This is a genomic window from Pseudomonas sp. PS1(2021), assembly GCF_020405165.1.
GTDB lineage: Bacteria > Pseudomonadota > Gammaproteobacteria > Pseudomonadales > Pseudomonadaceae > Pseudomonas > Pseudomonas aeruginosa.
In genome coordinates, this window is sequence record NZ_CP084484.1 from 659,032 (window position 1) to 681,093 (window position 22,062).

Genomic DNA, 22,062 nt, shown 5'->3' on the forward strand with positions numbered 1-22,062 from the left:
TCGCATGAGTGCCATGAACCAGCATCAGCAAAACAAGGCGAGCCTGCTCGAACGCCTGATCTTCAACAACCGGCCGGTGGTGATCTTCCTCTGCCTGCTGGTCAGCGTCTTCCTGTTCTACCAGGCTACCCAGGTGCGGCCGTCCACCAGCTTCGAGAAAATGATCCCGCTGGAGCACCCGTTCATCCAGAAAATGCTCGAGCACCGCAACGACCTGGCCAACCTCGGCAACACCGTGCGCATCTCGGTGGAGGCGGTGAACGGCGACATCTTCACCAAGGAGTACATGGAGACGCTCCGGCAGATCCATGACGAGGTGTTCTACATCCCCGGCGTCGACCGTTCCGGCCTGAAGTCGTTGTGGAGCCCCAGTGTGCGCTGGACCGAAGTGACCGAGGAAGGCTTCGCCGGCGGCGAGGTGATCCCGCAGACCTACGACGGTTCGCCGCGGGCGCTGGAGGAACTGCGCAACAACGTGCTCAAGTCCGGGCAGATCGGCCGCCTGGTGGCGAACAACTTCAAGTCGAGCATCGTCGACGTGCCGCTGCTGGAGATGTACCCGAATCCGAAGAACCAGAGCGAACTGATCAAGCTCGACTACCGCCAGTTCTCCCATGAGCTGGAAGAGAAGATCCGCGACAAGTACCAGTTGCAGAATCCCAACGTGAAGGTGCACATCGTCGGCTTCGCGAAGAAGGTCGGCGACCTGATCGACGGGCTGGTGATGGTGGTCGGCTTCTTCGGTATCTGCCTGCTGATCACCCTGGTCCTGCTGTACTGGTTCACCAAGTGCATCCGCAGCACCATCGCCGTGCTGATCACCACCCTGGTCGCGGTGCTCTGGCAGCTCGGCCTGCTCAACCTGGTCGGTTTCGGCCTCGATCCCTACTCGATGCTGGTGCCGTTCCTGATCTTCGCCATCGGCATCTCCCACGGCGTGCAGAAGATCAATGGCATCGCCTTGTGGTCCAGCGGCGCCGATAACGCGCTGATGGCGGCGCGGCTGACCTTCCGCCAGCTGTTCCTGCCGGGGATGATCGCGATCCTCGCCGACGCCGTCGGCTTCATCACCCTGCTGGTGATCGACATCGGGGTGATCCGCGAGCTGGCCATCGGCGCCTCGATCGGCGTGGCGGTGATCGTCTTCACCAACCTGATCCTGCTGCCGGTGGCGATCTCCTACATCGGCATCAGCAAGAAGGCGGTGCAGCGCAGCAAGGACGACGCGGTGCGCGAGCACCCGTTCTGGCGCCTGCTGTCGAACTTCGCCAGCCCGAAGGTGGCCCCGGTCTCCATCGCCATCGCCCTGCTGATGCTCGGCGGCGGCCTCTGGTACGGCAAGCACCTGAAGATCGGCGACCTCGACCAGGGGGCGCCGGAACTGCGTCCCGACTCGCGCTACAACCTCGACAACGACTTCATCATCCGCAACTACTCGACCAGTTCGGACGTGCTGGTGGTGATGGTCAAGACCTCCCCGGAAGGCTGTTCCACCCACCAGGCCCTGGCAGCCATGGACGAGCTGGCCTGGAAGCTGGAGAACACCGAGGGCGTGCAGTCGGCGATCTCGATGGTCACCGTGTCCAAGCAGGTGATCAAGGGGATGAACGAAGGCAACCTGAAATGGGAGACCCTGTCGCGCAACCAGGACGTGCTGAACAACTCCATCGCCCGTGCCGACGGTCTCTACAACACCGACTGCTCGCTGGCGCCGCTGCTGGTCTTTCTCAACGACCACAAGGCCGAGACCCTCGACCGCGCGGTGGCGGCGGTGCAGGCCTTCGCCGCGGAGAACGACAAGGACGACCTGCAGTTCCAGCTGGCCGCCGGCAACGCCGGGATCGAGGCCGCCACCAACGAGGTGATCAAGCAGTCCGAACTGATCATCCTGGTGCTGGTGTACATCTGCGTGGCGGCCATGTGCATGATCACCTTCCGTTCCTTCGCCGCGACCCTCTGCATCGTCCTGCCGCTGATCCTCACCTCGGTTCTCGGCAACGCGCTGATGGCGGCGCTGGGCATCGGCGTGAAGGTCGCGACCCTGCCGGTGATCGCCCTCGGCGTCGGCATCGGGGTGGACTACGGGATCTACATCTACACCCGCCTGGAGTCTTTCCTGCGCATGGGCCTGCCGTTGCAGGAGGCCTACTACGAGACCCTCCGCTCCACCGGCAAGGCGGTGCTGTTCACCGGCCTGTGCCTGGCGATCGGCGTGGCCACCTGGATCTTCTCGGCGATCAAGTTCCAGGCCGACATGGGCCTGATGCTGACCTTCATGCTGCTCTGGAACATGTTCGGCGCCCTCTGGCTGCTGCCGGCCCTGGCGCGTTTCCTGATCAACCCGGCCAAGCTGCAGGCCAGGAAGGCCTCGGTGTTCGCTCACTGAGTCGCGCCGAGCCTCGCCAAGACCGCGGCCCAGGCCGCGGTTTTTTTCGCGCGGAGGAAGGCCGTCGCGCTTCAGTCCGGCGTGGCGGGGAACAGCAGCTCGCAGCGGAAGCGCTGCTCGTCGCTGCTGTAATGCAGGCGCCAGCCGCTCTTCTGGCACAGGCGCTGGACCAGGTCGAGGCCCAGGCCGTAGCCGAAGGCCATCGACTCGTCGGTGCCCTGGGCCGCGCCGATAGGGTTGCTGATCAGCAGGCTGCGGTCGCGCACGACGATCTCCACCACGCCTTCGTCGCTGTATTGCAGGGCGTTGCGCAGCAGGTTGCCGATGATGATCCGCGCGCGGGTCTGCGGCAGGCTGTGCGGCTCCACGTCGAGGTGGAAGCTCAGGCCGCGGCGCTGGCTCAGCGCCTGCTGTTCCTCGAGCAGCTCCTCCAGCAGGCGGCCGACCTCGATGTGGCCGTCGTCGCGTAGTTCGCCGCTCTCGCGGCTGAGCCAGAGCAGGGTTTCGGTCATCTGCTGCATGCCCAGCGCCGAGCGGCGGATGCGTTGCAGGGCATGCGGGGAGGGCGCGCGGCCGGGCTGATCGAGCAGTTCCAGGTTCATGCCGATCACCGCCAGCGGGGTGCGCAGCTCGTGGCTGGCGTAGCGCAGGAAGCGCTCCTCGCGTTGGCTGAAATCCTTGATCCGGGTCACGCTGTTCCACAGGGTTTCCGCCAGCACGTTGAGTTCGCGGTAGTGGAAGCGTGGCCGCTGGCTGTCCGGGGCGAGGTCGTCGAGGGTCATCGACCAGCGCGTCAGCTTGCGCAGCGGGGCGACGATGAACCAGACCAGCAGGCCGACGGCGACCAGCGAAGGCAGGGTGACCGACAGGGTGACGATCCAGGTCTGCCTGACGCGGGCGTCGATGATGGCGTCGGACAGCGGCGTGTCGATGCTGCCGGCGGCGTCGTTGTCGTAGAGGTAGAGCGTCTTGCCGTCGGCCAGTGGCTGGCGGACCACCACGTAGGCATCGTCGCTGGGCGCGTCGTCATCCTCGTCTTCGTCATCGTCGTCCCAGTTGCCGAGCAGTTGCATGGCGCCGATGCTCTTGTAGGGTGGGGTGTCGAGCATCTCCCTGAGTTTCGGCGGCAGCCCCGCGGTGCCGACGCTGCCCTTGAAGTAGTAGCTGTCCGGCGCCGGCGTGGCCGGGTCTTCCTGGTAGCGCTGGGCGAAGTACAGCCCTTCCTCTTCCATCATCATGCTGAGCAGGTAGAGGGCGCCGGTCTCGCCGTAGTCGCCGAGCATGCGCGTGTAGACCAGCAGCACCCCGGCGAGGATCAGGGTGACGCCGCCGCCGACGATGGGGATCAGGCTCAGGCCGCGTTTCATTTGCGCTCCAGCTGGAAGCCGACGCTGTGCAGGGTATGGATCAGAGGGGTGGCGAAACCTTTGTCGACGGTGCTGCGCAGGTGGTGCATGTGCACGTTGAGGGTGTTGCTTTCCGGCGGGTCGTCGCCCCAGACGCTGCGCCCCAGTTGTTCGCGGGTGACCAGCGCGGGGCTGGCGCGCATCAGGCACTCGAGGATCTTCCAGGCGGTGGGGGACAGCGCCAGGGGCGTGCCGCCGCGGCTGGCCTGGCGGCTGTCGAGGTCCATCACCAGGTCGTCGACTTGCAGGCGCTGGGCCTGGCCGCTGCGGCGCCGGCTGAGGGCCTGCAGGCGGACCAGCAGCTCCGGCAGTTCGAAGGGCTTGAGCAGGTAGTCGTCGGCGCCGGCGTCGAAGCCGTCGAGCTTGTCCTGCAGGGTATCCAGGGCGGTGAGCATCAGTACCGGGGTCTGCAGGCCGGCTTCGCGCAGCTGGCGACAGACCTGCCGGCCGTTGATGCGCGGCAGCATGATGTCCAGCAGGATCACGTCGTAGCGGTTGGCGCGCGCCAGGTTGAGGCCGGCCTGGCCGTCGCGGGCGTGATCGCAGACCACCCCGGCGGCCTCGAGGTAGTCGATGACGGTGCCGGCGAGATCGAAGTTGTCTTCGACGACGAGTACGTGGATATGCATGGCCTGGGTCGCGTGACGAATGGGCTGGTCGACTGGCGGTGGGTGGCCGTCGCGCCATGGGCGGTTCGGGAGAGGCGGGCGGGCGGCGGTTTTCGCGAGTCGGGCAGCGATGTTCGTCGATCGGGGCGCGGGCTGTCCAGTTGCCCACCCGGTTTGCGCCTGCGCTGTGACCCCGGTCGCTTCCGTCGGCGTGCCCGCGTTAAGCCTTTTTTAACCCCCCGGGAGCTAGCGTGCCCCTGCTCGGAACGCTAGCCGCCAGGTTATTGCCGGGTGCCATCCGCGAAGAGTGCGGGTGCCTTTCGTTTTTGGGGGATTTTTTGCCATGTCGCGGACGACACGTTGGAAAGATGTTCGAAAGTGCGGGATATGCACACTGGTGCCGCTGGGCGTTTCGCTATCGCTGTCGCCCTGTGCGTTGGCCGAAGCCCGGTCCAGCGGCTGGGAGCAGGATTTCATCGGCGTGCCGGTCGCGCGCACGTTGGGCCTGACCGGCAAAGGCGTGGATGTCGGGGTGATCGATGGCGGTTTCCTTCCGCAGCATCCGGCGTTCGCCGGCCAGGCGATCACTCCGCTGGCCAACCGAGTGGCCATCGACGGCGAGGAAGCGATCGCCGATCCCTCCCGGCCGCTCTTCGATCGCGATGAGCGAAGCGGAGAAGTCCAGGTCGCCAGCCATGGCGCGAATGTCAGCGGAATCATCGCGGCCAGGCCGGAGGTCATTGCCGATTTCACCTACCGTGGTGGCGTGGCGCCGAAGGTCGGGCTTTTCCAGACGCAAATCAGGCCCAGCGACGAAGCCGATGACGAGGATACCGACATAGAGGAGGAACAAGACGAAGCGGCGAGCCAGGCCAGCCTGCTGCAGCCGGGCAGCGAGGAACTCGTCCATGGCGCCCTGAGCACCCTCTACCGGGGCGCGCCGACGGTGCGGATCATCAACAACAGCTACAACGACGATCCTGTCGGCAATGACGCCGCCGCGGTGGATGCCGCTTATGCGGCGATCGATCCCGCAGCGCCGCATCCCTACCTGAATGCCCTGGCCGACGGCGTGCGCGACGGGCGCCTGCTGGTATTCGCGGCCGGCAACGAAAGCAGCGCGCAGCCCGGCTTGCTCGCCACCTTGCCGCGCTTCATGCCTGGACTGGAAAGCGGTTTCCTCAGCGTGGTCGCGTTGGGTCCGGACCGCGACCTCACCGACTACTCCAACCAGTGCGGGGTGGCGAAAGACTGGTGCCTGGCGGCGCCCGGCGATATGTACGTGGCCGCGGCGAACGGCGCCTCGGCCGAACGCTTGACCTACACCTATGCCGACCAGAGCGGTACCTCCTACGCCACGCCGCTGGTCAGCGCCAGCGCGGCATTGCTGGCCGAGCGCTTTCCCTACATGGACATGGCGCAGGTGCGGATGACCATGTTGAGCACCGCCGTCGATCTTGGCGAGCCTGGGGTCGACGCGCGTTTCGGCTGGGGGTTGCTGGACCTGGCCCGGGCGGTAGGTGGACCGGGCCAGCTGTTCGGCGATCAGCGGGTGACGCTGGACGCGGCGCGCGGCGGCTGGAACGCCAGGGATGTCTGGAGCAACGACATCCGCGCCGGCGGCATGCTTGGCAAGGCCGGCAGCGGCGCGCTGCGGCTGTCGGGCGACAACCGTTTCGCCGGGGTCGCGGTCGAGGCCGGCGAATTGGCGCTCGCCGGGCGCAACCGGTTCTCTGCCAGCAGTGAGGTTCGTGGTGGACGCCTGGTGGTGGACGGCACGCTCGAAGGACCGGGGTTGAGGGTAGGCCGGGCCGGCGAGCTGGGCGGCGGCGGCACCATTGCCGCGCCGACCCGGATCGACGGCGTGCTCGCCGCCGACCGCCTCGCGGGCGCGCCGAGTTTCACCCGCTCGCTCGAACTGTCGCCGTCGAGCACGACCCGGGTGGCGCTGGGCGGGCAACCGCCGATCCGCCTCGACGGCGCGGCCGCTTTCGCCCGGCTGGGCGGGCGGCTGCAACTGACGGCGGCCGATGCGGCGGGGGCGGGGCAGAAGTTCCTGACGGTCGCGCGAGGTGCCACCTACCAGGGCGGTTTCGACGCCTTGCAACAGGCACCGGGCCTGGCCGCGCGAGGCCTGCGCCACGACTTGCGCTTCGCTGCGGATGGCATCGCCCTGGCCCTGGCTCCGCTCGACCTGCCGGGGCAGGTCAACCTACAAGGCAATGCCGGGCGTTCCGCGGCGGCGTTGAACGCGCTCCGTGACCGGCCCATCGCCCTGCGCGCCGGCGCCTACAACGATTGGCTGCAGGCCAGCCTGGCGCGCGGCGATCTCGCTGGCCTGCCGCGCAGCGCCGGCGGCCAGGTGTACGCCGACAGCCTGGCCTACCTGAGTCGGCAGCCGTCGCAAGTGGATCGCGCGATGTTCGGCGAGCTTTCCTGGGCGCAGCCCGGGCAGGCGCCGCGGTTGTGGTTCCAGAGGCTCGCTTCCGGCTTGCGCAACGAGGGGCGCTCAGGCGTCAGCGGCAGTCGCGAGCGCAGCGACGGCATTGCCCTGGGCCTGGTCCAGGCGCTCGACGAACGAACCCGGGGCGGCGCGACGCTGGCGCAGACCAAGGGACGGGTCAACAGCGCCGGCGGCAAGGTCGAGCTGGACATCACCCAGCTCGCCGTGGGCTTGGTCCACGCCTTCGACAGCCTGGAACAGGGCGGTTACGTCAGTGCCATGCTCGGCGCCGGCTACCTCGACGCCGCCAGCAAGCGGCGCCTGCCGGGCTTTGCCACGGCCAAGGGCGACAGCGAGGGCTGGCTCTACCACGCCAGCGTCAAGAGCGGCTACCGCTGGCGCAAGGACGATTGGCGGGTCGAGCCGCGGGTCGGCCTGCTGGCGACCCGTACGGAATGGAAAGGTTTCCGCGAAAAGCACAGCGAGCTGGCGCTGGACGTCGACCGCGCGGCCAGGGATGCGACCTTCGCCACCCTGGAGCTGAGCGTCGCGCGCAGCCTGCGAGTGGCCGACTGGTCGCTGGAGCCGGAGCTGAACCTGGGCTACGAGCGTGCCCTGGGAGTGCCGGCGAGCCACACCGAGGCGAGCCTGCAGGGCGTCGACCTGAAGCAGGTTTCGGCCCATCGGGGGCGCGACCTGTTCAGCGCGGGGATGGCGCTGCACGCCCGCCGCGGTCCGTTGCAGGGGAGCCTGGAGCTGCAAGGGACGAAAGGCGAGCGGGTCGGCGGCAGCGCCGTCAACCTGCGCCTGAGCTACGACTTCTAGCGCTGGCTACTTGAGCACCTTGATCGGCTTCACCGGGGTGCCGTCGCTCCACTGGCCCATGCCGGTCTGCTCCGGCGTAGCGCCCAGGGCGTACTGGCGGTTGCGGTTGTAGAACGCCGCGTCGGTGAGGCCATCGAACAGCTTCCAGGTGCCGTACCAGTCGAGGGCGTCGATCACCAGCGGGTCGTGGCCGGTATAGCGGCCTTCGGCCTGCTGCACTTCGAGGCGCTTCTCGACGCGGTCGAGCAACCAGTCGCTGTCTTCTTCCTTCGGATACTGCGGGCCGAATACCGGCGCGGTGGGCGCCGCGTGGTTGGCCAGCAGCGGCGGAGCGCCGTGGCGATCGCTGCGCAGCAGCAGGAGGTTCTTGTCGCTGGGCGGAATGTGCCGGCTCTGGCGGTAGATGCGCTTGGCGTCGGTGCAGGCCACATGGCTGTCCTCGTCGCCGCAGACCGCCAGCAGCAGGGTACCCTTGGCCAGCCCCGACAGGCGTTCCTGGGCCACGCCGTCCCAGCGCTTGCCCTGGCTCTTGCCGGGCTCGACCACCATCAGCGCCTTCGCCGCCGGCAGCTTCAGGCGTTCGCTGGCGGCCGCCAGGTTGGCGGCGAGCAGTCCGCCGGCGGAGTGGCCGAGGTAGGCGACCTGGTTCAGCCGCGGGCGCACGCCCAGCTCGCCGGCCTGCAGGCGCCTGAGGGCGTCGCCGAGGGCGCCGGCGGCATTGTCGAGGAAGTCTGCGTTGGGCGTCTTCAGGTCCGGCTGGTAGCGCGGGTAGATCACCACCATGCCGCGGCGGACGATATGGTCGATCCAGGCGCGGTAGAGGTCCGGCTGCATCACGCTCCAGCCGTGCAGGAAGATCACCAGCGGAGCGTTGCCGGGGACCGGTTGCTCGGGGGTGAACACCCAGTATTCGCGAGCGCCTTCGCCGAAATGCCACTGATGCACGCTGGCATGGCGATAGGCCGCGCCGCCCGGCCCTTCGGCCGGCTGCGTCGGCGGCGTGGGCGCGGTCGGCGGTTCGGCGGCCGTCGCGGCGTGGCCCAGGAGCAGGCCGCACAGGACGAGGAACAGGGTACGGAAGCGCATGCGGGCCCTCTTGCGGAATCGGAATGTCGTGCCAGTCCTAACCATAGCGCCGTTCAGCGCGGATAGAGCGGTGGCAGGCCGCCATTGTCGACCGCTCCCGCCGGCGCTTGTTCCGTGGTGGGCAGGGCGCGGATCGCCCGCCACAGGTCCTCGCCCTGCCAGGAATGGCCGCTCTCGCTGTACAGCGCGCCGTTGAGGCCATCCAGGGCGTCGGACAGCGGTACGAAGCGGGCCGCCATGTCGGCCAGGGTATCGGGTTGCTGACGGGCCCAGGCGTCCAGGGCCTGGCGGGTCGCCTGGGGGTCGTTGGCCAGGCAGGCGCGGCGCAGCTCGTCGAGCAGGCTGCGGCTGCTCGGGCCGTTGGCCGCGGCGCGGATCACCGCCGGCAGCTGGCGGGCGCGCCACCAGAGGCCGAAGCCGAGCAGGGTGGTCAGGGCCAGCACGGCGGTAGCCAGTTGCCAGGGCCAGAGCGTCGGCTCCAGGCGTTCGCCGAGCGGCAGCGCCGCCGCCGGCGGCTCAGCCTCGGCCTGCGGCGCGGCGGCCACCTCCAGGGTGCGCGGTGGCAGGCTGGTGTGCTCCAGGCGGTCTTCGCGGGTGTTCCACCAGACCACTTCGAGCGCCGGCAACTCGATGCGCCCGGCTTGCTCGGGCACCAGCGCCTCGCGCTCCTCGCGACTGCCGATGAGGCCCTGGTCGGTGCTCTGGTCGGCCAGCTGCGGTTGGTCCGGGTAGCGCCGCAGGCCTTGTACGTCGGGCAGCGGCAACGGCGGAAGCTGGGTGCCGGAAAGCCCCTCGACCTTCAGCAGCACGTTGCGCGTCAGCGATTCGCCGACCTGTGCCTGCTCCGGCTGCGGGCTCCAGCTTTCGCTGATGCTCAGCGCGCGGGCCGGCATCCAGGGCGCGTCGGCCGGATAGTCGGCAGGCTTGGGCCGGACCTGCAGCGGGATGCTCGGCGAAGTCACCCGCATCTGCCGGCCGGGGCGCGGGCCGAAGGGGTTGTAGTCGTCGCTGCCACGGTCGACCAGGGTCGCACTGAAGGTTTGCGCAGGAATCTCCAGGGTGCCGCTCTTCTGCGGGAAGATCGCGTAGCGCACCTCGATCACGCCGTGGCGGATGCCGTTGATCTCCTTCTCGTAGGTGCGCGCCTCGCCGAGTTGTTCGACCTTCGCGTCGTTCATCACCAGCGGGGTCAGGCTGCTGTCGTCGTATAGCGACACCGAGTGGTAGATGCGCAGGGTGAGGATCGCCTGGGCCTGCACGTAGACCTTCTCCTGGTCGACGCTGGCATCGATGAAGACCGGCGCCAGCTTGCTGCTCTTGGCGCGGTCGCGCGCCTCCAGTACGTGCAGCCTGATCGGCTGGGTGCTGCTGGCGCCGAGGCTGATCGGCGGGATCGCCACGTAGCCGCTCTGCTTCGGCAGGAGGGTGACGATCCAGCGGGTGGTGGCCTGGGCCCGGCCGTTCTGCGTGGCGAGACGGTTGACCTGGCGCGTGCCGAGGACCTCGAAGAGGGCGTCCAGCGGGCTCAGGTCGGGTTTGCCGAAGAGGGTCGGGTCGTCCGATTCCAGCGTCAGTTCGACGCTTTCCCCTTCGGTCAGGCGGGCGCGGTCGACGCTGGCGCTGAAGCTGGCGTGGGCGGAGACGCAGAGGAGCGCGAGAAGCAGGCTGCAGAACAGGCGGATCATGGCGTGGCTTCCTGGCGTTGCTGCTGTTGGTACCAGAACTTGCGCCGCAGCAACTCGGCGGGATCGTCGGGAATCTGTCGCAGCCATTGCTCGAGGGCCTGGCGACGTTCGTCATCGAGTCCGTCGCCGGCTTCCTCGTCGCCCGTCCGCTCGTCCTCGGCGTCGGGTTGCGGCTGCGCTTGGTCGGGTGCTCCGGCGGTCTTCTCGCCTTCGTCTTCCGGCAGGCTGGTCGAGGGCGCCGCGGCCTGGGCCTTCTGCGCATCGACGGTCGCCGCGTCGCGCGGCGGCCGCTGGCTGCTTCCGGATGGCGGGCTCTGCTGGCTCGCTTCCTGGCGCTGCTCCTTGTTCTCGCCGGCCTGCTGCTGCGCCGCCTGTTCCTGGCGCTGGCGCAGCAGTTCCTCGACCAGGGCCTTGTTGCGTTGCGCGGCGACCAGTTGCGGCTGGCGCTCCAGGGCTTGTTCGTAGGCGTCGACGGCGGCTTCCAGTTCGCCCTGGCGGGCCAGGGCGTTGCCACGGTTGTAGTGATCGGCGGCCTGGTCGCCCTGGGCGAAGGCCTGGGCCGCGGCGGCGTAGTCGCGGGCCTGGTAGAGCGACAGGCCTTTCCAGCGGAAGTCCTCGAAGCGCTTCGCCGCCTCTTCCGCCTGGCCCCGTTGCAACAGGCGCTGGCCCTGCTGGTCCGGACGCAGCCAGAGGTCTTCGAATTGGAGGGCCATGGCCGGTTGCGGCAGGCTCAGCATCAACAGCGGCAGGCAGAACAGCCAGCCGCGCCGTCCGGCACAGGCGGCCAGCAGGAGCAGCGGCAGGAGCAGCCAGTAACCCTGGTCGGCCCGCCGCTGCAGGCGCAGCAGGGCGTTCTCGCGGTCTTCCTCCAGCGTGCCGCCGCGAGCCAGCAGGCCGAGGCTGTCGAGGTCGCGGTCGTTCGGCCGCAGGCGCTGGTAGCCGGCGCCGATCTCCGCGGCGAAGCGGCGCAGCCCGCTTTCGTCGAGCCTGGGCAGGAGGATGCCGCCCTGGTCGTCCTTGAGGAAGCTGCCATCCTCCTGCTGCACCGGAGCGCCTTTCGGCGTGCCGACGCCGAGCACGGCGAGGCGCGCCGCCCGGTGCTCGAGGGCGCTGCGGATGCCTTGGCGCTCGGGTTCGCTCAGCTCGCTGGTCAGCAGCAACAGGCGGCCGCGGCCCTGGGCGCCCTGTTCCAGTAGGTCGAGGGCCTGGCGCACGGCGAGGTCGGCGCGCTGGCCGGGCTCGGGCATGATCGAAGGTTTCAGGACGTCGAGCAGGTTGCGCGCGGTGAGCTGGTCGTCCGACAGCGGCACCAGGGTATGCGCGCTGCCGGCGTAGACGACGATCGCGGTCTGCGCGTCGTTGCGCGTGCGAAGCAGGTCGAGCAGCTTGCGCCGGGCCTGCTCCAGGCGAGTCGGCGACAGGTCGCCGGCAAGCATCCCGGGAGTCAGTTGGAGGATCGCCACCAGCGGGTCGCTACGCTTCATCGAGGGCTGTTCCAGTTGCTGCCAACTGGGCCCGAGCAAGGCCAGCAGGGCCAGCAGCCAGGCGATGCCGAGGCAGATCCAGGGCATGCGGTTCTGCCGCCCGGCGCCGCCGACCAGCAGCCAGGGCTGGAAGGCCGTCGGCAGCAGCAATTGCCAGCGTCCGGCACGACGCTGGCGATGCAGCAGCTTCCACAGCAACCAGCCAAGCAGCGGCGCCAGCAGCAGCCAGTAGGGGCGCAGCCAGTGCGGCCAGGCGTCCAGCAACAGGTTCATGGTTGCCTCCCGGAGCGGCGGCGCGGCCAGGTCCGGTTTTCCCGTGGCCAGAGTTCCAGCGCCACCAGCAGTACGCTCAGGCCGAGGGCGGCGGCCAGCGGCCAACTGTACAGCGCCAGGGCCGGGCGCGCCCGGGTAGTCTGCTGGGCGACCGGTTCGAGGCGATCGAGGGTCGCGGAAATGCTTTCCAGCTCGGCGCTGGAGCGTGCGCGGAAGTATTCGCCGCCAGTGCTCTCGGCGATACCGCGCAGGGTCGGCTCGTCGAGATCGAGCCCCGGGTTGAAGCCGAACAGGCCAGGCACGCCGCCTTGCTGCGGATCGGCGCCGATGCCGATGGTGTAGATCTTCACCTGTTGCTCGGCGGCCAGTTGCGCGGCGATCCGCGGGGCTATCTGTCCACCGGTGTTGGCGCCGTCGGTGATCAGCACCAGCACCCGGCTTTCCGCAGGCCGCTGGCGCAGGCGCTTGACCGCCAGGCCGATGGCGTCGCCGATCGCGGTGTTCTTGCCGGCGATGCCGATCTGCGCCTCGTCCAGCCAGACCCGCACGGTGTGCCGGTCGAAGGTCAGCGGCGCCTGCAGGTAGGCCTGGCTGCCGAACAGGATCAGGCCGACGCGGTCGCCACGACGGTCTTCGACGAAGTCGCCGAAGAGTTTCTTGATCAGTTCCAGGCGGCTGATCTCGTCGTCCTGCCAGCGCATGTCGCGGTAGTCCATGGAGCCGGAGACATCCACCGCAAGCAGCAGGTCGCGGCCGCTGGCGGGTAGCGGCAGGGGGTCGCCGACCCATTGCGGGCGGGCCGCGGCGAGCAGCAGGAGGAACCAGAGCAGGGCGAAGCGCACCTGCTGCCGCCAGGCCGGCAGGCGTGCGCGGGCACGGCGTCCGGCGAGGCTTTCGAGTTCGTCGAGGAAGTTCACCTTGAGCGCCGCCTCGCCGCTGTCGGCGGCCGGCAACACCAGGCGCAGCAGCCAGGGCAACGGGGCGAGGGCGAAGACCCAGGGCCAGGCGAACTCAAACATGCTTGCGAATCCAGGTGGCGACGGCGGCGTCGAGGCCGTCCACGGCCTTGTCGTCGAGGGTGCAGTCGGCGCGGTAGCCGCCTTCCACCAGGATCATCCAGCGGGTCAGGCCGGCGGCCGGGCAACGGTTGTCGAGGAACGCCAGCCAGGCGCGGCCGCTGAGGGCGTGGCTGCCGCTATCTGGCCAGCGCGCCCTGCAGACCCGCTTGAGCAGGCCGTTGATGGCTTGCAGCCAGGGCCCGGCGGAAGCCCTGCCGTAGGGCTTGGCGAGCGCGGCCAGTTCGGCCAGGGCCGCTTCGCGCAGCGGATCCAGCGGCGCTTCGCCGCGGGTGGCGATGGTGCGCCGCGGCAGGTGCCGGCGCAGTCGCCAGAGCCCCCAGCCGAGCAGTGGCAGCAGGGCGGCCAGCAGCCACCAGCCGGGCGCCGGCGGCCACCAGCCGACGGGCGGGGGGGCGATCAGCGGTTCCAGCCGGTCGAGCGGATTCATGCGCGATACCCCGGCTGGTGTTGTTCCAGCAGGTCCCGCAACTGCTCCACCAGGTCTTCCTGGGTGGACAGCGGCAGCAGCGGCACGCCCAGTCGCTGGGCCAGCCGCTGCCAGCGCGCGCGGCGCGCCTCGGCCAGCTCGCGATAGGCCTGGCGCAGCTCGTCGGCGTGGGTGTCCAGCTCGAGGTCGGCGGCGCCTTCGCGGAAGCGCAGCAGCCCGGCGGCGGGGAGGGCATGGTCGAGCGGGTCGGACAGCGGCAGCAGCACCAGGTCGGTATGGCGTGCGATCAGGCTGAGTTGCTGCTCGGCGACGTCATTGAGGGTGCGCTCGTCGCACAGCACCAGGATCAGGCTGCCCGGGCGCAGCACTTCGCGGGCGCGGCGCAGGGCCAGGCCGAACAGTTCGCCAGGCCGCTCGGCCGGCGTCTCGCGCAGTTCGCGATTGGCCCGCAACAGCTGGTTGAACAGTTGCAGCAGGCTGTGCTTGCTGCGTCGCGGCTTGATTTCGTGGCAGTCGCGGTCGCCGAATACCAGGCCGCCGATACGGTCGTTGTGGGCCAGCGCCGACCAGCCGATGAAAGCCGCCGCGCGTGCCGCCAGCACCGCCTTGAAGCACAGGCCGGAGCCGAAGAACAGGCGCTGGCTCTGTTCGACCAGGACGAACACCGGCCGCTCGCGTTCCTCGTGGAACAGCTTGGTGTGCGGCTCGCGGGTGCGCGCGGTGACGCGCCAGTCGATGGTCCGTACGTCGTCGCCGGGCTGGTAGATGCGCACCTGGTCGAAGTCCACACCGCGTCCGCGCAGGCGCGAGTGATGCAGGCCGACCAGCGGGCTGCGGCGGTTCTGCGAGGAGAACAGGCGCGCTTCGTGGAGCCGGTGGCGCATTTCCAGAAGCTCGTCGAGGCCCAGTTCGACGCCAGGGGCGGCGCTCAGCATGGCGGCGGCCTCAGGCCACGGCGACCACGTCGAGGATGCGCTGCACGACCCGGTCCTGGTCGATGCCGGCGGCTTCCGCCTCGAAGGTCAGGATCAGGCGATGGCGCAGCACGTCGAACAGCACCGCCTGGATGTCCTCGGGGCTGACGAAGTCGCGTCCGCCCAGCCAGGCGTGGGCGCGCGCGCAGCGGTCGAGGGCGATGGAGCCGCGCGGGCTGGCGCCGTAGGAGATCCATTCGGCGAGTTCCGCGTCGTGCTTGGCCGGGGTGCGGGTGGCCATGATCAGTTGCACCAGGTATTCCTCCACCGCGTCGGCCATGTACAGGCCGAGGATTTCCTGGCGCGCGGCGAAGATGGTTTCCTGGGTCACCCGGCGCTCCGGCCGGGCCTCGCCGTTCAGTGCCTCGCCACGCGCCTGCTGGAGGATGCGGCGTTCCACCGAGGCCTCCGGGTAGCCGATCTTGACGTGCATGAGGAAGCGGTCGAGCTGGGCTTCCGGCAACGGGTAGGTGCCTTCCTGCTCGATCGGGTTCTGTGTCGCCATCACCAGGAACAGCTGTGGCAGGTCGTAGGTGCTGCGGCCGACCGAAACCTGGCGCTCGGCCATGGCTTCGAGCAGCGCCGATTGCACCTTGGCCGGGGCGCGGTTGATCTCGTCGGCCAGTACCAGGTGGTGGAAGATCGGGCCTTGCTGGAACACGAAGGTGCCGGTCTCCGGTCGATAGATCTCGGTGCCGGTGATGTCGGCGGGGAGCAGGTCGGGAGTGAACTGGATACGGTGGAACTCGGCTTCGAGGCCTTCGGCGAGGTCCTTGATGGCCTTGGTCTTGGCCAGTCCCGGCGCGCCTTCCACCAGCAGGTGGCCGTCGGCTAGCAGCGCGATCAGCAGACGGTCGACGAGTTTTTCCTGGCCGAGGATCTGGCTCGACAGGTAGCCCTTCAGTCCCTGCAGGGCGCTCTTGTGCTGCGTGCTTTCTGGCTCGTTGCTCATTGTCTGGACTACCGGTTCCAAGGCCTGCTGGGGTGTCGCTCGGTGGCGCACGGCGAGGCCGGCGCGGGCGGGCGGGGAGAAGGCTCCGCTCTGCGGCGGATGACGCCCCCCGATCCCGCACATGTTAGCGCACGGCGACTGCCTAGCGTACTCTCCGACGCTCGTGCCGCGCCTATTCGTGAACCCGCGCGGGTATGCCGGTGAAAAGCCTCCGCCTCTCGCCGTGACCTGCCTCGCGAAGCGCGGCGGATCGACGCGCCCGGGGAACTTCGCCGGCTCAGGCGGGTCGGTTTCCGCGATGCGAACAGCGAATGGACAGAGCGTTTGTCAGGAGCGACATTGCCGGGGCTTGCCCGGCGCAAGGGGGAGGGCCGCGCCCGGCGTGGGTGGCGGCGCTGGGTCGGCGGGCTGCTGTTGCTGCTCGGCGCGCTCGCCAGCGGATGTTCGAACGCGCCGCGCAACGCCGCCGGCGAGGACACCAGCCAGGGCTCGATGCGCGCCGGCGAATTCCTCCAGACCGATGCCGATCGCATGGCTACCCTGGCCATGCGCGACAACCTGCAAAGCCTCTACCAGTTGCTCTGGAAGCTGTACAAGCGCAATCCCGCCGAATGGAAGAAGACCGGCCTGCCGAGCCAGGCCGACGCCGAGCTGGCGATCCGCCGGGCCATCGAGCAGAACCGCGAACTCAGCGACCTGGGCGGCCGCCGCGACATCGCCGCGCTGTCCTATTCCCTCGATCCGGCGTTCAAGGGCGACCGCGTCGGCGCCTTCATCTATGCCCTGGCCAGCATGCTGATCACCGCCCATGGCGGGCGTACCGAGTTCTACGTCTACCAGGGGATCGACGCGCAGTACGTCTACAACGCCGCGCGCAACGTCGAGGTCGCCACCTGGATGCTGGCTACCCGCAAGGACGACAAGGGCGCCCCGTTGCTGCTTTCCAACGCCCTCACCGACGACGCCAGCAACCTCAGCTACGCCCGCGAGTTCGCCAAGATCGTCGCGCGCCTGGACCTGCTCGCCGAGGTGCTCGGCGAACGCTACCGGCGGATCAGCGTGAACTACGCCCAGGGACTGCTGTTCATGCATTTCCTGCCGGTGCAGTGAGTCGATGCTCCCGGGGTGAACGAATATGTCGCAGCACGGTAAGTGTTTTGCCTTGCCGGCTCGTTAAGCTCTGTCGGATATGACCGGCGGGTCGCTCGCCGAAAAGGGCGGTTCCCGGTCAGCCTTTGCTGTGCGCCTGCCTGCCTGGATTAATGCTCAGCTTCTGCTGAACTTCATGGACGCAGCGAGGGTCGGTCCGAAGGTGCGTTGCTCGCGACCTTTCCCGCGAACCGCTCGCCTCCATGAAATAACAAGCCAAGCGGAGTACAACCATGGCGTTCTTCACCGCGGCCAGCAAAGCCGATTTCCAGCATCAACTGCAGACGGCACTGGCGCAGCACCTCGGCGACAAGGCGTTACCACAAGTCACGCTGTTCGCCGAACAGTTCTTCAGCCTGATCTCCCTCGATGAACTGACCCAGCGTCGGCTTTCCGACCTGGTCGGTTGTACCCTTTCCGCCTGGCGCCTGCTGGAGCGCTTCGACCGCGACCAGCCCGAAGTCCGCGTATACAACCCCGACTACGAGAAGCACGGCTGGCAATCCACCCACACCGCGGTGGAAGTGCTGCACCCGGACCTGCCGTTCCTGGTCGACTCGGTGCGCATGGAACTGAACCGCCGCGGCTACAGCATCCATACCCTGCAGACCAACGTCCTCAGCGTGCGCCGCTCGGCCAAGGGCGAGCTGAAGGAAATCCTGCCCAAGGGTAGCCAGGGCAAGGACGTCAGCCAGGAATCGCTGATGTACCTGGAGATCGACCGTTGCGCCCACGCCGGCGAACTGCGCGCGCTGGAGAAGGCCATCCTGGAAGTGCTCGGCGAAGTACGCGTGACCGTCACCGACTTCGAACCGATGAAGGCCAAGGCCCGCGAACTGCTGACCTGGCTCGGCAAGGCCAAGCTGAAGGTGCCGGCGGAGGAACTGAAGGAAGTGCGCAGCTATCTCGAATGGCTGCTGGACAACCACTTCACCTTCCTCGGCTACGAGGAATTCAGCGTCGCCGACGAGGCCGACGGCGGACGCATGGTCTACGACGAGAAATCCTTCCTCGGCCTGACCCGTCTGCTGCGCGCCGGCCTGAGCAAGGATGACCTGCACATCGAGGACTATGCCGTCGCCTACCTGCGCGAACCGGTCCTGCTGTCCTTCGCCAAGGCCGCCCATCCGAGCCGCGTGCACCGCCCGGCCTACCCGGACTACGTGTCGATCCGCGAGCTGGACGGCAAGGGCCGGGTGATCCGCGAGTGCCGCTTCATGGGCCTGTTCACCTCCTCGGTGTACAACGAGAGCGTCAACGACATCCCCTTCATACGCGGCAAGGTCGCCGAAGTGATGCGGCGCTCCGGTTTCGACACCAAGGCCCACCTCGGCAAGGAACTGGCCCAGGTGCTGGAAGTGCTGCCGCGCGACGACCTGTTCCAGACCCCGGTGGACGAGCTGTTCAGCACCGCCCTGGCGATCGTCCGCATCCAGGAGCGCAACAAGATCCGCGTGTTCCTGCGCAAGGACCCCTACGGCCGCTTCTGCTACTGCCTGGCCTATGTGCCGCGCGACGTGTATTCCACCGAGACGCGCCTGAAGATCCAGCAGGTCCTGATGGAGCGCCTGCAGGCCAGCGACTGCGAGTTCTGGACTTTCTTCTCCGAGTCGGTGCTGGCCCGCGTGCAGTTCATCCTCCGCGTCGACCCGAAGTCGCGCATCGACATCGACCCGGCGCGCCTGGAGGAAGAAGTGATCCAGGCCTGCCGTTCCTGGCAGGACGACTACAGCAGCCTGGTGGTGGAAAACCTCGGCGAGGCCAAGGGCACCAATGTCCTGGCCGACTTCCCGAAAGGCTTCCCGGCCGGCTACCGCGAGCGCTTCGCCCCGCACTTCGCGGTGGTCGACCTGCAGCACCTGCTCAGCCTGTCCGAGCAGCGCCCGCTGGTGATGAGCTTCTACCAGCCGCTGGCGCAGGGCGAGCAGCAACTGCACTGCAAGCTGTACCACGCCGATACCCCGCTGGCCCTGTCCGACGTCCTGCCGATCCTGGAGAACCTCGGCCTGCGCGTGCTCGGCGAATTCCCCTACCGCCTGCGCCACCAGAGCGGTCGCGAATACTGGATCCACGACTTCGCCTTCACCTACGCCGAAGGGCTGGACGTGGACATCCAGCAGCTCAACGAGATCCTCCAGGACGCCTTCGTCCACATCGTCAGCGGCGACGCCGAGAACGACGCCTTCAACCGCCTGGTGCTGACCGCCAACCTGCCGTGGCGCGACGTTGCCCTGCTGCGTGCCTACGCGCGCTACCTGAAGCAGATTCGCCTGGGCTTCGACCTCGGCTACATCGCCAGCGCGCTGAATGCCCACACCGACATCGCCCGCGAGCTGGTGCGGCTGTTCAAGACCCGCTTCTACCTGGCGCGCAAACTCACAGCGGAAGACCTGGAAGACAAGCAACAGAAGCTGGAGCAGGCGATCCTCGGTGCCCTCGACGAAGTCCAGGTGCTCAACGAGGACCGCATCCTGCGGCGCTACCTCGACCTGATCAAGGCGACCCTGCGGACCAACTTCTACCAGCCCGACGGCAACGGCCAGAACAAGAGCTACTTCAGCTTCAAGTTCAACCCGAAGGCCATCCCGGAGCTGCCCAGGCCGGTGCCCAAGTACGAGATCTTCGTCTATTCGCCGCGCGTCGAGGGCGTGCACCTGCGCGGCGGCAAGGTGGCTCGCGGCGGCTTGCGCTGGTCGGACCGCGAGGAGGACTTCCGCACCGAGGTGCTCGGCCTGGTCAAGGCTCAGCAGGTGAAGAACGCGGTGATCGTGCCGGTCGGTGCCAAGGGCGGCTTCGTCCCGCGCCGCCTGCCGCTTGGCGGTAGCCGCGACGAGATCCAGGCCGAGGCGATCGCCTGCTACCGGATCTTCATTTCCGGCCTGCTCGATATCACCGACAACCTCAAGGAAGGCGAAGTGGTGCCGCCGGCCAACGTGGTCCGCCACGACGAGGACGATCCCTACCTAGTGGTCGCCGCGGACAAGGGCACGGCGACCTTCTCCGACATTGCCAACGGCATCGCCGCCGAGTACGGCTTCTGGCTCGGCGACGCCTTCGCCTCGGGCGGCTCCGCCGGCTACGACCACAAGGGCATGGGGATTACCGCCAAGGGCGCCTGGGTCAGCGTGCAGCGGCATTTCCGCGAGCGCGGCATCGACGTGCAGAAGGACAACATCAGCGTCATCGGCATCGGCGACATGGCCGGCGACGTGTTCGGCAACGGCCTGCTGATGTCGGACAAGCTGCAACTGGTGGCCGCCTTCAACCACATGCATATCTTCATCGACCCGAACCCTGACGCCGCCAGCAGCTTCGTCGAGCGCCAGCGCCTGTTCAACCTGCCACGTTCGAGCTGGGCCGACTACGACGCCAAGCTGATCTCCGCCGGCGGCGGGATCTTCCTGCGCAGCGCCAAGAGCATCGCCATCACCCCGGAAATGAAGGCGCGTTTCGACATCCACGCCGACAGGCTGGCGCCCACCGAGCTGATCCATGCGCTGCTCAAGGCGCCGGTCGACCTGCTCTGGAACGGCGGTATCGGCACCTACGTGAAGTCGAGCAAGGAAACCCACGCCGATGTCGGCGACAAGGCCAACGACGGTCTGCGCGTCGATGGCCGCGAGCTGCGCGCGAAGGTGGTGGGCGAGGGCGGCAACCTGGGCATGACCCAACTGGCGCGGGTCGAGTTCGGCCTGCACGGCGGTGCCAACAACACCGACTTCATCGACAACGCAGGCGGCGTGGACTGCTCCGACCATGAGGTCAACATCAAGATCCTGCTCAACGAAGTGGTGCAGGCCGGCGACATGACCGAGAAGCAGCGCAACGCGCTGCTGGTGAAGATGACCGACGCGGTCGGCGCCCTGGTGCTGGGCAACAACTACAAGCAGACCCAGGCGCTGTCCCTGGCGCAACGTCGCGCCCGCGAGCGGATCGCCGAATACAAGCGGCTGATGGGCGACCTCGAGGCGCGTGGCAAGCTCGATCGCGCCCTGGAGTTCCTGCCTTCCGACGAGGAGCTGGCGGAACGCATCAGTGCCGGCCAGGGGCTGACCCGCGCCGAGCTGTCGGTGCTGATCTCCTACAGCAAGATCGATCTCAAGGAATCGCTGCTGAAATCGCTGGTGCCGGACGACGACTACCTGACCCGCGACATGGAGACCGCCTTCCCGGCATTGCTGGCGGAGAAGTTCGGCGACGCCATGCGCCGTCATCGCCTGAAGCGCGAGATCGTCAGCACGCAGATCGCCAACGACCTGGTCAACCACATGGGCATCACCTTCGTGCAGCGCCTGAAGGAGTCCACCGGCATGAGCGCGGCCAACGTCGCCGGGGCCTACGTGATCGTCCGCGACGTGTTCCACCTGCCGCACTGGTTCCGCCAGATCGAGAATCTCGACTACCAGGTGCCCGCTGATATCCAGCTGACCCTGATGGACGAACTGATGCGCCTCGGCCGCCGCGCCACCCGCTGGTTCCTCCGCAGCCGCCGCAACGAGCTGGACGCGGCGCGCGACGTGGCCCACTTCGGCCCGCGCATCGCCGCCCTCGGCCTGAAACTCAACGAGCTGCTCGAAGGGCCGACCCGCGAGCTGTGGCAGGCGCGCTACCAGACCTACGTCGACGCCGGCGTACCGGAACTGCTGGCACGCATGGTGGCCGGTACCAGCCACTTGTACACGCTGCTGCCGATCATCGAGGCGTCCGACGTGACCGGCCAGGACACCGCGGAAGTGGCCAAGGCCTATTTCGCCGTGGGCAGTGCGCTGGACCTGACCTGGTACCTGCAACAGATCACCAACCTGCCGGTGGAGAACAACTGGCAGGCGCTGGCCCGCGAGGCGTTCCGCGACGACCTCGACTGGCAGCAGCGGGCGATCACCGTCTCGGTGTTGCAGATGCAGGACGGACCGAAGGAGGTCGAGGCTCGCGTCGGCCTGTGGCTGGAACAGCACCTGCCGCTGGTCGAGCGCTGGCGGGCGATGCTGGTCGAACTGCGTGCCGCGTCGGGTACCGACTACGCCATGTACGCCGTGGCCAACCGCGAGCTGATGGACCTGGCGCAGAGCAGCCAGCACGGCGTCTGCATCCCCTGATGCGAGCGGACTGACGGCAAGCAAGAGCCCCGCCCTAGTGCGGGGCTCTTTCATTCTGGCGCGGCGAAAACCTGCGGCGTTTGAGGTGGCTGAGGCGCCGTGCGGCGACAAATGTCCGGCGCCCGAAGTTGGCCTGGAAAGGACAACCTGGCTCACAGATTTAATAAATATTTAGTTATTAGAAATTCT

13 protein-coding genes are annotated in these 22,062 nt (G+C 68.1%); 4 read left to right on the forward strand and 9 right to left on the reverse strand.

The genetic code is table 11. The features are described from left to right. Positions 1–4 precede the first annotated feature (4 nt). Positions 5–2,386, forward strand: coding sequence for an efflux RND transporter permease subunit (locus LE197_RS03240; protein ID WP_073650257.1), 2,382 nt, complete (start codon positions 5–7; stop codon positions 2,384–2,386). Positions 2,387–2,457: 71 nt separating this feature from the next. Here the strand turns inward: LE197_RS03240 and cprS are convergent, their stop codons facing one another. Next, positions 2,458–3,753 carry a cationic peptide sensor histidine kinase CprS gene (cprS, locus tag LE197_RS03245; protein WP_033968111.1) on the reverse strand — a complete coding sequence of 432 codons (1,296 nt, stop codon included), beginning with the start codon at positions 3,751–3,753 and terminating at the stop codon, positions 2,458–2,460. Further along, entirely contained in the window at positions 3,750–4,421 is a 672-nt protein-coding gene (gene cprR, locus LE197_RS03250; protein ID WP_033968110.1) for a cationic peptide response regulator transcription factor CprR, read from the reverse strand. The genes cprS and cprR overlap by 4 nt, the downstream gene beginning before the upstream one ends. A gap of 376 nt (positions 4,422–4,797) precedes the next feature. Here cprR and LE197_RS03255 point away from each other — a divergent pair, with 376 nt between their 5' ends. Then, positions 4,798–7,668: a S8 family serine peptidase gene (locus LE197_RS03255; protein WP_226033857.1), complete on the forward strand. Its 2,871-nt coding sequence runs from the start codon at positions 4,798–4,800 to the stop codon at positions 7,666–7,668. 6 nt (positions 7,669–7,674) lie between these two features. Here LE197_RS03255 and LE197_RS03260 read toward each other — a convergent pair whose 3' ends face one another. Genes LE197_RS03260 through LE197_RS03290 form a run of 7 tightly spaced genes read right to left on the reverse strand, consistent with a single transcriptional unit; the run spans position 7,675 to position 15,628 of the window. Further along, positions 7,675–8,754 (reverse strand): chlorophyllase/cutinase-like alpha/beta fold protein, encoded by a 1,080-nt coding sequence (locus tag LE197_RS03260; protein WP_033968974.1) that lies wholly within the window; start codon positions 8,752–8,754, stop codon positions 7,675–7,677. A 53-nt stretch (positions 8,755–8,807) separates the two neighbouring features. After that, the gene (locus LE197_RS03265) at positions 8,808–10,439 is read right to left on the reverse strand and encodes a BatD family protein (protein ID WP_059309684.1); all 1,632 of its coding nucleotides are present in this window, start codon (positions 10,437–10,439) and stop codon (positions 8,808–8,810) included. Further along, positions 10,436–12,196 carry a VWA domain-containing protein gene (locus tag LE197_RS03270; RefSeq protein WP_059309683.1) on the reverse strand — a complete coding sequence of 587 codons (1,761 nt, stop codon included), beginning with the start codon at positions 12,194–12,196 and terminating at the stop codon, positions 10,436–10,438. The genes LE197_RS03265 and LE197_RS03270 overlap by 4 nt, the downstream gene beginning before the upstream one ends. Next, positions 12,193–13,215: a VWA domain-containing protein gene (locus LE197_RS03275; RefSeq protein ID WP_042169043.1), complete on the reverse strand. Its 1,023-nt coding sequence runs from the start codon at positions 13,213–13,215 to the stop codon at positions 12,193–12,195. Before LE197_RS03275 ends, LE197_RS03270 begins: the two co-directional genes overlap by 4 nt. Then, complete coding sequence (locus LE197_RS03280) at positions 13,208–13,702, reverse strand: DUF4381 domain-containing protein (protein ID WP_003107434.1); 495 nt, start codon at positions 13,700–13,702, stop codon at positions 13,208–13,210. Before LE197_RS03280 ends, LE197_RS03275 begins: the two co-directional genes overlap by 8 nt. After that, positions 13,699–14,637, reverse strand: coding sequence for a DUF58 domain-containing protein (locus LE197_RS03285; protein WP_033968968.1), 939 nt, complete (start codon positions 14,635–14,637; stop codon positions 13,699–13,701). Before LE197_RS03285 ends, LE197_RS03280 begins: the two co-directional genes overlap by 4 nt. Before the next feature lie 10 nt (positions 14,638–14,647). Beyond that, on the reverse strand, positions 14,648–15,628 hold the full coding sequence (locus tag LE197_RS03290; RefSeq protein WP_003091294.1) for an AAA family ATPase: 981 nt from the start codon (positions 15,626–15,628) through the stop codon (positions 14,648–14,650). 339 nt (positions 15,629–15,967) lie between these two features. On the opposite strand from LE197_RS03290, the gene LE197_RS03295 reads away from it, so the two are divergent. Further along, positions 15,968–16,738: a hypothetical protein gene (locus tag LE197_RS03295; RefSeq protein WP_033968964.1), complete on the forward strand. Its 771-nt coding sequence runs from the start codon at positions 15,968–15,970 to the stop codon at positions 16,736–16,738. 272 nt (positions 16,739–17,010) lie between these two features. After that, the gene (gene gdhB, locus LE197_RS03300) at positions 17,011–21,873 is read left to right on the forward strand and encodes an NAD-glutamate dehydrogenase GdhB (protein ID WP_196752271.1); all 4,863 of its coding nucleotides are present in this window, start codon (positions 17,011–17,013) and stop codon (positions 21,871–21,873) included. Positions 21,874–22,062: the final 189 nt, after the last annotated feature.

Excerpts from the sequence above, each read along its gene's own strand:
- LE197_RS03240 (WP_073650257.1), top strand. The coding sequence starts at position 5 with ATGAGTGCCATGAACCAGCATCAGCAAAACAAGGCGAGCCTGCTCGAA.
- LE197_RS03280 (WP_003107434.1), bottom strand. The coding sequence starts at position 13,702 with ATGAATCCGCTCGACCGGCTGGAACCGCTGATCGCCCCCCCGCCCGTC.
- LE197_RS03285 (WP_033968968.1), bottom strand. The coding sequence starts at position 14,637 with ATGCTGAGCGCCGCCCCTGGCGTCGAACTGGGCCTCGACGAGCTTCTG.
- LE197_RS03275 (WP_042169043.1), bottom strand. The coding sequence starts at position 13,215 with ATGTTTGAGTTCGCCTGGCCCTGGGTCTTCGCCCTCGCCCCGTTGCCC.
- LE197_RS03265 (WP_059309684.1), bottom strand. The coding sequence starts at position 10,439 with ATGATCCGCCTGTTCTGCAGCCTGCTTCTCGCGCTCCTCTGCGTCTCC.
- LE197_RS03270 (WP_059309683.1), bottom strand. The coding sequence starts at position 12,196 with ATGAACCTGTTGCTGGACGCCTGGCCGCACTGGCTGCGCCCCTACTGG.
- LE197_RS03260 (WP_033968974.1), bottom strand. The coding sequence starts at position 8,754 with ATGCGCTTCCGTACCCTGTTCCTCGTCCTGTGCGGCCTGCTCCTGGGC.
- cprR (WP_033968110.1), bottom strand. The coding sequence starts at position 4,421 with ATGCATATCCACGTACTCGTCGTCGAAGACAACTTCGATCTCGCCGGC.
- cprS (WP_033968111.1), bottom strand. The coding sequence starts at position 3,753 with ATGAAACGCGGCCTGAGCCTGATCCCCATCGTCGGCGGCGGCGTCACC.
- LE197_RS03290 (WP_003091294.1), bottom strand. The coding sequence starts at position 15,628 with ATGAGCAACGAGCCAGAAAGCACGCAGCACAAGAGCGCCCTGCAGGGA.
- gdhB (WP_196752271.1), top strand. The coding sequence starts at position 17,011 with ATGGCGTTCTTCACCGCGGCCAGCAAAGCCGATTTCCAGCATCAACTG.